At 66.9% G+C, this 13,841-nt stretch carries 7 protein-coding genes; 4 read left to right on the forward strand and 3 right to left on the reverse strand.

All coding sequences use genetic code 11. From position 1 onward, the window contains the following. The coding region (locus F7D09_RS11565) for a serine/threonine-protein kinase (RefSeq protein ID WP_226836279.1) at positions 1-2,010 on the reverse strand (2,010 nt) is incomplete at its 3' end. Between the two features lie 556 nt (positions 2,011-2,566). Between F7D09_RS11565 and F7D09_RS10480 the strand changes: the two genes are divergently transcribed. Then, positions 2,567-3,694 carry an ABC transporter ATP-binding protein gene (locus tag F7D09_RS10480; protein WP_152235433.1) on the forward strand — a complete coding sequence of 376 codons (1,128 nt, stop codon included), beginning with the start codon at positions 2,567-2,569 and terminating at the stop codon, positions 3,692-3,694. Positions 3,695-4,001: 307 nt separating this feature from the next. Here the strand turns inward: F7D09_RS10480 and F7D09_RS10485 are convergent, their stop codons facing one another. Both F7D09_RS10485 and rlmB read right to left on the reverse strand, forming a co-directional pair. Next, on the reverse strand, positions 4,002-5,405 hold the full coding sequence (locus tag F7D09_RS10485) for a DUF4032 domain-containing protein (RefSeq protein WP_152235434.1): 1,404 nt from the start codon (positions 5,403-5,405) through the stop codon (positions 4,002-4,004). A 107-nt stretch (positions 5,406-5,512) separates the two neighbouring features. Further along, positions 5,513-6,511: a 23S rRNA (guanosine(2251)-2'-O)-methyltransferase RlmB gene (rlmB, locus tag F7D09_RS10490; protein ID WP_152235435.1), complete on the reverse strand. Its 999-nt coding sequence runs from the start codon at positions 6,509-6,511 to the stop codon at positions 5,513-5,515. Between the two features lie 229 nt (positions 6,512-6,740). Between rlmB and F7D09_RS10495 the strand changes: the two genes are divergently transcribed. The 3 genes from F7D09_RS10495 to F7D09_RS10505 all read left to right on the forward strand — a co-directional run bounded on the left by F7D09_RS10495 (position 6,741) and on the right by F7D09_RS10505 (position 13,417). Then, positions 6,741-8,150, forward strand: a complete 1,410-nt coding sequence (locus F7D09_RS10495) for an MFS transporter (protein ID WP_152235436.1) — start codon at positions 6,741-6,743, stop codon at positions 8,148-8,150. A gap of 171 nt (positions 8,151-8,321) precedes the next feature. Next, entirely contained in the window at positions 8,322-9,917 is a 1,596-nt protein-coding gene (locus F7D09_RS10500) for an acyltransferase domain-containing protein (protein ID WP_152235437.1), read from the forward strand. A 506-nt stretch (positions 9,918-10,423) separates the two neighbouring features. Beyond that, positions 10,424-13,417: a cation-translocating P-type ATPase gene (locus F7D09_RS10505; RefSeq protein ID WP_152235438.1), complete on the forward strand. Its 2,994-nt coding sequence runs from the start codon at positions 10,424-10,426 to the stop codon at positions 13,415-13,417. Positions 13,418-13,841 lie beyond the last annotated feature (424 nt).

Here is a 13,841-nt window from a genome sequence, read left to right on the forward strand (position 1 = left end):
GACGGTATGGGGTGTGGCGGGGGGGGGGGCAGGGGGGGGGGGGGCCGCAGCGTGTGACATGAGCGGCTGGCCGGGGGTGGGCGGACTGGCGAAACGCCAGTCTAACGGACCTTCGACGGAGGGCATGGGCCGCGTGGCCGGGAGGAGGTCCTCTCGCCCCCGCGGGCGGGGGCTGTCGGCGGGGGTGTGTGGGGGTGGTCCCAGCTGTGCCGTTCCGTCCTCGACGTCCGGCATTGCCGCCGTCGAGGAGATCGTCCTCGTCGCGGCGGTCATCGGTTGTGTGCCGGACTCGATGGCTGCCGTGCGGTCCGATTGCGTGTCTCGTTTCGGCACGATCGCCGGCGCATGCACCGGCTCGGGTTCTGTCTGGTCGATGACCTGCGTGGATTGGACCGTATCGGGTACGTTCCGCGCTGGCATCGGCAGCGTCGCCGAGGTGGCGTTTCCGTCCATCGGCTGCATGGGCCGCGTTTGTGCGATGTCGTCCCGCTCCCGCCGGCGAGTGCCGTCGGCAGGGATGTTCCCATGCGTGTCATGTCCGAAGTCCTGCCCCTGCTGGCGGGGGCTGTCGGCGGAGCCGACTGGGGGTGGTCCCAGCGGAATCGTCGCCCCGGCCGCCGCGCCGAATCCCGGCACACCTGACACTCCTGGCATACCCACTCCTGGCACAGGCGCACCCGCGTACGGCTGTTGCCGGATCAGCCGCTGCAGTGCGGGACGCAACGTCGGATCGGCCACCGTGGGTACGTCGTCATTGGAAAAGTCGTCATTGGGCACGTCGTCGCTGAACAGGCCGTCGGCCGTCGCATCGTCCGCACGGCCGCCGGTCAGTGACATCGTCGCCGCCGTGTCATTACGCGAGCCAGACAGCGGTGTCGTCTCGTTCAGCGGCATCGTCACGGTCGCGCCGCCGCGGGCCGTTTCCGGCATGACGGACGTCGCCGGCAGTCCGGCCTCGATCGGCTCGGTACGCGCGAGACCGTCCGCACCCGCGGCCGTCGCGGGGACGAACGAATCGGCCTGCGTCACCGGCCGCCACAGCAGACGCGGATTCGACAGGCCGGTTGCGTCAAAAGGGCGCATCACATCCTGACTGTCGTGACCGGCGGTCGTTCCGCCAGCCACGCCAAGCGCGCCGCCCGACTGCGCCTGCGGCCAGGCGAGCGGGTCGAACGCATCCACGGTGATCGCGTGCAGCAGCTGTTCGGGCGTGCACCGGCGGGTGCGGTCCGGGTTCAACGCGGCACGGAACGCGGTCATCGTGCCCGCCGGCAGTCCGGCAAGGTTCGCGTTGCCGGCCGCCTCACGCTCCAGCACCGCCATCATCGGCTTGGTGCCGAACACCGGCTTGCCGGTCGCCGCGAACGCCAGCACGGACGCCACCGACCACCAGTCGGTGATGTCGTCGGACTCGGTCCCCTCGATGATTTCCGGCGCGATGAAGCCGGGCGTGCCCATCACCAGGCCGGTGCGGGTCACGTGGCTTTCGCCCGCGCCCATCGCGATGCCGAAATCCACCAGCACCGGTCCGGTCGCCGACACCATCACGTTCGTCGGCTTGATGTCGCGGTGCACGATGCCGGCCGCATGGACCGCGCGCACGGCGTCCATCAGCTTCGAGGCGAGCCGCTCCAGGTCGTCGGCCACGTACGGGCCGTTCGTCGCCACATCCTCGCGCAGGTTCTGCCCCTCGATCAGCTCCGTGACGATGAACGCGAGCGAATCGTCAAGCTCCATGTCCACGATGCCGCACACACCGGGATGGTTCACCTTGCGCAACGCCATCGCCTCGCGGCGCAGGCGCTCGCGGGCGGTCAGCTGGTCGCGCTCGGCCTGCGCGTCGCCGGGGCGGTCGTCGGAGAGCGAATCACGCAGGATCTTCATCGCGTATTCCTGTCCGCCGTCGTCGCGCACGCGCCACACCGACCCCATCGCGCCGGAGCCGAGCCGCGACACCAGCGTGTAGCCGCCGACCAGGGCCCCCGGTTCCAAATTCAACGCATCGCTCATACCACCTCATCTTACTCACCGTCGGTTTTGCCGGCCGTCCGCGTGCGGGTACGTTTCGGTGGGGAATAGTCAACCGACCGTACTCGGGCGGCACCCTACGAGTACGTTCGGTCGTGAAAAATCGACCGACCGTACTCGGATGGGCCTGTTTGAGTACGTTTCGTCAAGAAAACTTGACCGACCGTACTCGAACGTTCGCTACCAGTACGTTTCGTCAGAAATGCTCGACGGAACGTACTGGGAACGTCGTCTACGAGTACGTTCGGTTGGGAAATGACAACGGAACGTACCCGGCGGCGGATTTCGTGTACGTTTTGCCGGGCGCGCGCGACGGCGTGGGCCGCCGTGTTACCGACGGATTTCGGCACGCGCCATTGACGTGGTACCCCCAACGTGTATAGTGGTGCGTGGCTCACAGAAGAGATTCTTCAATGAACCGAAGAACAAGTTAACGCCGCGGTTTGAGGTGCCATTGCCGGAACCAAGAGTCGTAGCACCGTAATCCCTTTACAACGGATCGTGAGGCACGTACCTGCCTCTGAAAGGATGAGTAATCATGGCAGAAGTCGTTTTCGACCACGTCACGCGTATCTACCCGGGCAATGACAAGCCCTCCGTGGATGATCTGAATCTTGATATCAAGGACGGCGAGTTCCTGGTCCTCGTCGGTCCTTCTGGCTGCGGCAAGTCCACGACTCTGCGCATGCTGGCCGGCCTTGAAGAGGTGAACAAGGGCCGTATCCTCATCGGTGGCAAGGACGTCACCACCATGCAGCCGAAGGACCGCGACATCGCAATGGTGTTCCAGAACTACGCGCTGTACCCGCACATGACCGTCGCCGACAACATGGGCTTCGCCCTGAAGATCGCCGGCACCCCGAAGGAAGAGATCCGCAAGCGCGTCGAGAAGGCCGCCGAGATCCTCGACCTCACCGAGTACCTCGACCGCAAGCCGAAGGCTCTGTCCGGTGGTCAGCGTCAGCGTGTCGCCATGGGCCGCGCCATCGTCCGTGAGCCGAAGGTCTTCCTCATGGATGAGCCGCTGTCCAACCTCGACGCGAAGCTCCGTGTGCAGACCCGTACCCAGATCGCTGCTCTGCAGCGTCAGCTGGGCGTCACCACCCTGTACGTGACCCACGACCAGACCGAGGCTCTGACGATGGGCGACCGCATCGCCGTCATCAAGCTCGGCGTCCTGCAGCAGGTCGGTGCCCCGACCGAGCTGTACGACCGTCCGGCCAACGTCTTCGTCGCCGGCTTCATCGGCTCCCCGTCGATGAACCTGAACACCCACCCGGTGGTCAACGGCAAGGCGAAGATCGGCGAGGACACCGTTGATCTGCCGGCCGAGGCCGTCAACAAGCTGACCGCTGAGGACGGCGGCAAGATCGTCGTCGGCTTCCGTCCCGAGGATGCCTCCCTGGCCACCCCGGACGACCCGAACGCCTTCTCGCTGAAGGTCGTCAACGTCGAGGATCTGGGCTCCGACGGCTTCATCTACGGCAACATCATCACCGATGGCTCCGCCGCCGAGGCCTCCCAGGTCATGTCCGACCAGAACAAGCTCACCACGATTCGTGTGAACCCGCGTGCGCTTCCGAAGGTCGGCGCCGTCGTCAAGATCAAGATCGACCCGGCCAAGATGCACCTGTTCGCTCCGTCGACCGAGCTGCGCATCAACTGAGCAAGCGACTGAGCCAATGGATTCGGAGCGGCTCGAACGGGCCGCTCCGGACCGGTTGGCCTAGTGGCCTGATTGCCCGGCCGATAACCCACACGAGAGGATCGGCCAACCAGCTCCCATAGGAGCCGGCCGATACGCATTCTTGGCGTGAATCGGTTCGCCGAGTCGCGCCAACCATTAAACGAGGCTGTTCTCTTCCTCTCTTGCGCCTCGTTGGAAAAGCCCCGCATTGCTGCGGGGCTTTTCTTATACGCGGGTGGCCGGGCTCAGCGGCCACTCACGCCGCTCAGCCCGGCCGCCCGGTCGCTCAGTGACTCCAGACCGCCGCGTCCGGATCGTCGTCCGGATTGTAGCCGCCGTCGCCGTACATGGAATCGTCGTCGACCACGCCGGAATCGGCCTCGGCGTTGAGCTCGTTCACCGCCTTGTCGTCCAGCTTGTAGTTCGGCAGCACGTTCTGGATGTAGCTTTCCACGGCCTCGCCCATCGGCACGTCGTGACCGGCCTTCTCGGCGAGGAACCAACGATGGTCGAGCACCTCGTGGAAGAACTGCGCCGGCTCGATCTGCGAACGGTACTCGCGCGGGATCATGCGCACGGTCGGCTCGTACACCTCGCGCATCCAGTCCGTGGCCACGATCTCCAGCTCCTCGCCCTCACGCCAGGTCGACGCGCGGTAGGCGTCCAGGTCGTTGAGCAGGCGGCGCGCCTGGTTCTCCTGCACGTCAAGGCCGGTCAGCCGCAGCAGCTTGCGCGACGCATAGCCGGCGTCGACCACGCGCGGCCGCACGAGCACGCGCTTGCCGTCCTCCGCGGTCTTCATCTCCAGCTCGTCCACGTCGAAGCCGAGCTCGTTGAGCTTGTTGACGCGCTTCTCGATCTTCCACATCTCGTCCGGACCGAACTTGTCGGTGTCGGTCAGCGCGCTCCACAGCGAGTGATAACGGTCGACCAGCCGGTTGCCGACCTCGATCTCGTCCACGTCGCTCGGCAGCAGACGGCCGGACGCAAGATCCATGAGCTCGCCGATGATGTTCGTGCGCGCCAGGTCGATATCGTACTCACGCTGGCCTTCCGTCAGCGAGATATGCAGGTCGCCGGTCTCGGCGTCCACCAGGAACGCGGAGAACGCGTCGGCGTCGCGCAGGAACAGCACGTTCGACAGCGACACGTCACCCCAGTAGAAGCCGGCCAGGTGCAGGCGGACCATCAGCACGGCGAGCGCGTCGATGAGCCGTTCCGCAGTGTCCGGCCGCAGGTTGCGCGCGAACAGCGCACGGTACGGCAGCGAGAACTTGAGATGCTTGGTCACGAGGATCGCCTCGAGCGGCTCGCCGTCACGCGTATGCCGTCCCGTGACCACCGCGATCGGCTTGACGGTCGGCAGTTCCAGCTTCTGCAGCCGGCGCAGCAGCTCGTACTCGCGTTCGGCGACCTGCCGGGTGATCTCCTTCATCGCGTAGACCTCGTCGCCTACGTGCACGAAACGCACGACATGCCGGGAGATGCCTCGCGGCAGGTTCGCCAGCAGATCCTCCGGCCAGGTGGCCAACGGCTTATGCCACGGCAGCGTGAACATCTTCGGGTTGGAACTCGCCGCGGTGATGCGCAGTGCCTGCGGCTCGACGGTGTGGGCGTCCTCGTCCGTGGCCTGAACCGACGTGGCCTGCAGCGCACGCGGGTCCATCTGGGGCAATTCGTTGATTTCCATAGGCTCCATGGTACTTGGGAACGTAGTCACGCAAAAGGCGCATCCCGCATGATCGCGTGGATGCGCCTTCGATGTGTCGGTCCGTGCGAACGCCGTGAGTCAGGCCGTCACTTCGCAGCGGCCGCCGCGGCCTCGCGACGCGCCCGCGCCACCGCGTACAGGCTGATGCCCGCCGCCACGGAGGCGTTCAGCGACTCGACCATCGACGTGATCGGAATGCCGGCGATCGCGTCGCACGCCTCGCGCACGAGACGGCTCAGGCCCTTGCCTTCCGAGCCGAGCACCACGACCAGCGGATCGGTCTCGAAACCGGTCTCGCCGACCAGCTTGTCGCCGCCGCCGTCCAGGCCGACCACGTAATAGCCGCGCTCGCGCAGGCTTTCGATCGCCTTCGTCAGGTTCACCACGCGCGCGACCGGCAGGTGCGCGGCCGCACCGGCCGACACCTTCCACGCGGCGGCCGTCACCGACGCGGAACGACGCTCAGGCAGGATGATGCCGTTCGCGCCGAACGCCGCCGCCGAACGAATCACCGCGCCGAGGTTCTGCGGGTCGGTGACGCCATCCAGCGCGATGAACAGCGGACGGGCGTTGATGCGCGCGGACGGCGAATCCACCTGCTCCATCGCCTTCGACTTGCGGTCGGCGATGTCGGCCAGGTCGGCCAGGCTCGCGTACTCGTACGGCTGCACCTTGAGCACGATGCCCTGATGGTTCGACGAGCGGGCGATGCGGTCCATCTCGAGCCGGTCCGCCTCCAGCAGGTGCAGGCCCTGCGCGCCCGCCAGCTTCACGATCTCGCGCGTGCGGTCGTCATGCTCGATGCGGGTGGCGATGTATAGCTGCGTGCTCGGCACGCCCACGCGCAGCGCCTCCAGCACGGCGTTGCGGCCGATGACCAGATTATCGGAATCCGTGGTGAACTTCGAGGCGCGACGGCGTGCGGCCAGTCGCGGATCGGCCATCTTGCGGCGGTTCGCCGCCTGCTTCATCTTGTACGCCTTGTGATACACGCGATCCTCGGCCTTGGGCGTCGGCCCCTTGCCGCGCAGCGCGTTGCGATGCTTTCCTCCCGACCCCTTGGTCGGTCCTTTCTTGGTAACCATACCCGCCATTGTCCCAGACCCCCACGCCAAACGGCCGCGCGGCCGGCGGCGGCCTGATGATGCCGGCTGACGGCGGCCCGGCGATTCCGATATCCCCGTGACGCCCTACCTTGCCGGGGTGCCTAAGAATACGGAATACGGTCCGTATCATCTGGAAAATCCGGTCTGCCGTCCTGCGCGGGCCGTCGTGCGAGGTCGTCGTGGCCGTCCTGAGCGCTAGAGTTGCCTCGTGAGAAAACAGCGTGACATCTTCGGCCTCCCCCTGCTGTTCTGGGGCCTGTGGCTGGCCCTGCTGATCCTGTGGATGGGCCGGTTCGTCATCTCGTTCATGTCGATGTACCTCGTCAAGGACCTGCACGTCGACGCCGGCGTGGCCGGGACGATCGTCTCCATGTACGGTTTCGGCGGCATATTCGGCTGCCTGTTCGGCGGCTCGCTCTCCGACCGGTTCGGCCGTCAGGCGATGATCATCGGCGGCGAGATCGGCGCCGCGGCCATGCTCGTGATCCTCTCGTTCATCAGCGACCCGCTGACCATGGGCGCGATGCTGCTCGTCTACGGCGCGATCTCGTCGATCCCCACGCCCGCCATCGCCGCGTACATCGCCGACGTGGTGCCACCGCGCGCCCAGAAACGCGCGTACACGCTGCAGACATGGGCGGTGAACTTCGGCTTCGCGATCGGCCCGATCATCGCCAACCAGCTGGTCAAGGTCTCGTACACGCTGATGTTCTATGCGGAGGCGGTCATCCTCGCGGTGGCGACGGCCATGCTGATCGCGTTCTTCCATGAGGCGCGACGGCTGCGGGGGAGCGGCGGCGCGGGTGCCGGGCGCGCGGCTGGCGCGATGGTCACGGCAGGCGAGTCCGTCGCGCCGGACGTTGCCGCCAAGCCGGACGCCGTCGCGATTGCAGGCACCGCCGTGACGTCGGGTACTGCCGTGACTTCTGGCGTGACGGACGCCGCAGTACCGCCGGACGGCGCGGCGACATCGGACGCCGCGACGCCGCCCGTCCGCCCGGTCTCGATGATGGCGAACTACCGCCGGGCGCTCGCCGACTGGCCGTTCATGTCGATGGTGCTGCTCATGTTCGCCTACACCATCGCCTACTTCCAGCTGACCAGCGGCCTGCCGATCGCCCTCACCCAGCTGGGCATGGGCTCCGACCAGTATTCGGTGCTGCTGACCATCAACGGCGGCCTGCTGTGCCTGCTGCAGATTCCGGCGCTCGCCGTGTTCAACCGGATGAGCAACACCCGCGTGCTTGTGCTGGGCATGCTGATGACGGCCGTCGGCTATGCGTTCCAGATCGGCGCGAGCACGTGGATCGGCTTCGCGCTCGCCGCGGTGCTGTGGACGCTCGGCGAGCTGGGCACGTTCCCGATCGCCGCGACCACGGTGGCGAGCCTGTCGCCGGCGGACGCGCGCGGCACGTATCAGGGGCTGTACAACCTGGTGTGGTCGCTGTCGAACGGCGCGGCGCCGCTGGTCGGCGGCTGGATCATCGGCGGATTCGGCAGCCGCGTGCTGTGGGTGGCGTGCACGGTGATGTTCCTGCTCGTCGCGCTCGGCCTGTGGGCGACGCGCGGCATGCGCGAACGCGCCGCCGCCCGCAACCTGCTCGACATTGCGGTGTGACGTTTCGGTGTGGTGGTGCGGTTTCGCCGCGCGCCCGCGTCACCGTGCTCGGGTCTTGCGTCACTGTGCACGGGTAGGCCGTCACGCTGCTCGGGTGTGCGGGGTGACGACGGTATCATGAGGGTGAACCACGATGATGGTCGTGGATGAACATCCGTGAAGGGGTTGGATATGACGATGATGTGTGCGATGGTCGGCGGCGGTGCGGCCGGAAGTGGTGCGGGCGGTCGTGATACCGGCGGCGGTGCCGTCGCACGCTTGATGGGTATCGGGGCCGCGGGCGTGGACGGCATCATCCCCGACGAGGAGACCTGCCGGCAGTATCTCAACATGGACGGCGAGCTGTATGCGCTGGCCGTGCGCACGTTACGCTGGCTGCGGTCCGACCCTGTTGGCGCGGCGGCGCTGCCCAGGCTGCATGATCTGATCGTCCGGCGCGGCGATGTGCCTGCCGCCGCTGCGGTCTGCCGTGCGTTGCGCAGTCATGCCGCGGTGTTCGCCCCCTATGTGGATAACCCTGTGGATAACCGAAGTGTCGGCAATTGCACTGTGGATAACCATGTGGATAACACAGCCGCTACAGTGGATAACTCGGTGGATAACCTCACTGACCCGAGCTATGCCGACACCCTTCTCGCCGCGGTGATGATCGACTGCCTACCCGCGGCGGTCCGGCATATGGAGTCGCTGGGCGTCCCGGATGACGTCATCGAGGCGACGCTGCGTGACTTCGCGATTTGGGCCGACGTCTACCGCACGAAGACCGGCCGTCCGGGCATCTGGGAGCTGGAGTGGAACCTGCTGTCGTTCACCGGCGACATCCTGCGCGTCGGCCGGCTGCAGTACGAATCGATCACGTTCGCGGAACCGTACTATATCTTCCGTCGCGCTGCCTCTGACGGCGTCGCCGGCTCAAGCGATACTGCCGGCGCGGCAGGCAGATCCGGCGGACGTTCGCCGTCTGACGAGCAGCCAGACGCCGCACCCGCCGGGCAGACCGCCGCGTCGCCTGACGCATGGCCCGATAACGTCGTCATCCTCGCCGCCGCAGGCTTGCACGTCCGCGCCGACGGCCGGCTGCAGGGCACCAACGGCCGCAGTGACGACACCGGCTTCACCACTGTGCTGACTGCCGAAAGTGCCGTGTTGACCGCCGAAAGTGCCGCGCTGCCCACCGGCGTCGTCACGGTGACCGGCAATCCCGTCGACGTCCGCAGCGGCGTCATCCGCCGTGAGCCGATGACCATTCGCGTCGACGTCCGTGGCGGCGGTCATCGTGCATCCGGCGTGCGACCAGACGGCCCCGCGCCTGCGCAAGCCGTGCCGTCCGCGCAAGCCGCTGCACCTGCCGCGCAACCCACGTACGACCTGCTTCTCGCGCCCGGCATGCCGACGACGAGCATGCACATTCCCGCCGAAGGCCCGCTGAGCCCCGAACTCGTGGACGAATCGATCGTCCGCGCCCGCACGCTGCTCGCGCGCATCGGCCGCGGCACGGCGACCGGGTTCTGCGAAAGCTGGCTGCTTGACCCGGCGCTCGAACGGTTCAGTCCGGCCGAGAGCAACATCTGCCGGTTCATGCGCCGGTACGTGAAGTTCCCGGTGCGCTCGAGCCATCCGATGATCGTCGAGCGCGTGTTCGGCTGGGGTGCGGACGTGCTCGCCACGGCCGACCTGCCGGAACGCACCGGCTTGCAGCGTCGGCTGAAAGCGTATCTGCTCGCCGGCGGCGAGGTCTACGACACCGGCGGCATCCTGCTGTTCTGAGTCGCCGCTCACCGCCGCGTCGAGCGTTCACGCCGTCTCTCCGTACTCTCCTACCTGCGTCCCCCTTTGTCACTGGCACCAACTTCCACCCGGGCTAGAACGTCAGCCCCTCGTACTCTCCTACTTGCGTCCCCTTTTGTGTCACAGCGGGTACCTACCCGCTGTGACACAAAAGGGGGACGGGTGATGAGATGGGTGCGTGCGAGATGGGCGGCGGGTGGCGAGACGTGTGTGGTGAGGCGTGCGAGATGAGACGTGTGTGATGAGGGGGAGAGGCGGCGTCGACCTCGCCTCCGCCCGGCCGAAGTTTTGCGCGACATGTGAAGAACCGCGTTCACGGCCTTGATACGGCGGGTGTGGAATAATGGGCCCATACGCATCGGTAGCAGTTGCGCCGGTGCCCATAACCGCGCAGCGTTCGCGCAGGTCGAAGGGGAGTCCTTGAGGGGGTTCGTCGTCGGCTGCCGTGACGCTGACTACTCCGCGGCTATACCAAGGAGATTACTATGGTTGATCGCCAGAAAGATCAATCCACGACGTCCGCAACGCAAGAGGACGCCCTATCAGAGGAAGTGCGCGCCCAGCAGGCGCTGCTTGACACGGATCCCAGCCTGACCGACGCCGCCGATGTGGCCAAGGCCCTGAACGTCGACCCGACGACCGGCCTGAGCTCGGCCGAGGCGAAGCGCCGTCTGGAGAAGTTCGGCCCGAACGAGCTGGCCAGCGCGCCGCCCGTGCCGAAATGGAAGAAGTTCCTGGCCCAGTTCCAGGACCCGCTCGTCTACCTGCTGCTTGTGGCGACCGCGATCTCGGTGGTCGCATGGTTCATCGAACGCGCCAACACGCCGGGAGCCGGCGAGCCGGTGCCGTTCGACGCCCTCGTCATCGTCCTGATCCTCATCGTCAACGCCGTCCTCGGCTACATCCAGGAGGCCCGCGCCGAGCAGGCGGTCGCCGCGCTCGCGCAGATGACCGCGCCGCAGACGGCCGTGCTGCGCGACGGCAAGGTCGTGCACATCAACACCACCGACGTGGTCCCCGGCGACATCGTCGTCCTCGCGGAAGGCGACACCGTCTCCGCAGACGGCCGCCTGTTCGCCGCCGCAAGCCTGCGCATCGCCGAAGCCAGCCTGACCGGCGAATCCGTGCCGGTCGGCAAGAAGCCGGAGACGCTCGAGTCTGCGAAGGCGCTCGGCGACCGCGCGAACATGATCTTCAACGGCACGTCCGTCACGCAGGGCACCGGCCGCGCGATCGTCACCGGAACCGGCATGAACACGCAGGTCGGTAAGATCGCCGACATGCTCGCCGCCACCGACGACGAAGCCACCCCGCTGCAGAAGGAGATGGCCCACGTCTCCAAGATCCTCGGCCTCGCCGTGTGCATCATCGCCGTGGTCGTGCTCGCCGCGCTCGCCCTCACGCAGGGCTTCCACTCGGTGCATGACGTCATCGACTCGCTGCTGCTGGCCGTCTCGCTGGCCGTCGCCGCCGTGCCGGAAGGCCTGGCCGCGATCCTGACCGTCGTGCTCGCGCTCGGTGTGCAGCGCATGGCCAAGCACAACGCGATCGTCAAGAAGCTCAGCTCCGTCGAGACGCTCGGCTCCGCGTCCGTGATCTGCTCCGACAAGACCGGTACGCTCACCCGCAACGAGATGACCGTCGAACGTGTGGTCACCCCGTCCGGCGAAGTGCAGATCACCGGCACCGGCTACGCGCCGGAAGGCCGCATGGTCATGACCGGCGGCGACGACCTCGCCGTCCCGGCCGACGTCGCCGCCGAAGTGATGGCGACGCTCGGCGCGGGCACGCTCGCGAACGACGGCGACCTGCGGCAGTCCGACACTGCCGGCAAGTGGGAGGCGGTCGGCGACCCGACCGAGGTCTCGCTCATCGTCGCCGCGCGCAAGGTCCACGCGGACCGCAAGTACGCGAACTTCGAGCGCGTGGCCGAAGTGCCGTTCACCTCGGAACGCAAGCGCATGGCCATCGTCGCCAAGGACAACGCCGACGCCGGCAACCTGACCGTGTTCGCCAAGGGCGCGCCCGACGTGCTGCTCGGCTACTGCACGCGCATCGCCGTGGGCGGTGCGGTCCGTCCGCTCACCGAAGGCGACCGCCAGACGATCCTCGCGACCGTCGAGCGGCTGTCCGGCGAGGCGTACCGCACGCTGGGCGAGGCGTACCGTCCGCTCGGCACGACGTCGCTCGCCGACGTCCCCGGCATCAAGGCGAACGCGGCCGGACAGGTCACCGACATCGCCGAGCAGAGTGACGTCATCGAATCCGACCTCATCTGGGCCGGCATGGTCGGCATCATCGACCCGCCGCGCACCGAGGTCCGCGACTCCGTGGCCGAGGCGCACCGCGCCGGCATCCGCACGGTCATGATCACCGGCGACCACCCGCTGACGGCCGCCCGTATCGCCTCCGACCTGGGCATCATCGACAAGGGCGGCAAGGCGCTCACCGGCGACCAGCTCGACGAGCTCGCCGCGCAGGGCGACACCGCGTTCGACAAGGCGACCAGCGAAGTGTCCGTGTACGCGCGAGTCGCGCCCGAGCACAAGCTCAAGATCGTCGAGTCGCTGCAGCGGCAGGGCAACATCGCCGCCATGACCGGCGACGGCGTCAACGATGCCCCGGCCGTCAAGTCCGCCGACATCGGCGTGGCCATGGGCATCACCGGCACCGAGGTGACCAAGGAATCCGCGAAGATGATCCTCGCGGACGACAACTTCTCCACCATCGTCGCCGCCGTGCGCGAAGGTCGTGTCATTTTCGACAACATCCGCAAGTTCCTGCGCTACCTGCTCAGCTCCAACGTGGGCGAGGTGTTCACCGTGTTCGGCGGCGTGCTGCTCGCCGGCGTGCTGGGCATCACCCAGCCGGGTACGCAGGGCGTGACCGTGCCGCTGCTCGCCACGCAGCTGCTGTGGATTAACCTGCTCACCGACGCCGCGCCGGCGCTCGCCATGGGCGTCGACCCGCAGACCGACGACGTGATGGCCCGCAAGCCGCGTCGCCTCACCGACCGTGTGATCGACAAGGACATGTGGATCGACATCGCGTTCATCGGCATCATCATGGCCGCGGTCACCCTGATCGGCATGGACATGCACCTGGCCGGCGGCCTGTTCACCGACCGCTCGGTGGATGCGCTCGGCCACGATGCGCAGATGACCGAGGCCCGCACGATGGGCTTCACCATCCTTGTGTTCGCGCAGCTGTTCAACGCGCTCGCCTCGCGTTCCGCACGCCAGTCCGCGTTCGTTGGCCTGTTCAGCAACAAGTGGCTGTGGGGTGCGATCGGCATCTCCGTGCTGCTGCAGGTTGTGGTCATCTACGTGCCGTTCCTCAATGAGGCGTTCGGCACCACGCCGCTCGGCGTGACCGCCTGGTTCGAGTGCATCGGACTCGCGGCGGTCGTGCTCGTGGCGTCCGAGCTGTACAAGGCGGTCATGCGCGCGGTCGACAAGCGCGCAGGCGTCGCCAAGTGACGCTCGGCCGGTCGGCTGAGTAACCGGCCGTTCCGTGACTGGCGGGGGTGGGCCCCGGGGGTATCCCGGCGCCCGCCCCTTTGTCATATGCGCTGCGGCCGCCGCCGCATCGCGCGATGACCGACCGTACCCGTACATGGTCGTTCGAGTACGTTCGGTTAGGAAATGTCGACGGAACGTACTCGTACACGCCGTTAGAGTACGTTCGGTCAGGATTTTGTGACGGACCGTACTCGTGGACCCCGTTTCGGGTACGTTTGGTTGAGTTTTTTCGACGGACCGTACTCGTACAGACTGTGTTTAGCTTCAGCGGATAGTTGACGCATGTGTCAGCGGATGGTTGACGGTATGTCCTGGGGCATGGTTGACGGTCGTGCGTGGTGACAATGGTGTATGGACACTCACGCATCATCACAGGCCGGCG

Source organism: Bifidobacterium leontopitheci (genome assembly GCF_009193355.1).
GTDB classification, from domain to species: Bacteria; Actinomycetota; Actinomycetes; order Actinomycetales; family Bifidobacteriaceae; genus Bifidobacterium; species Bifidobacterium leontopitheci.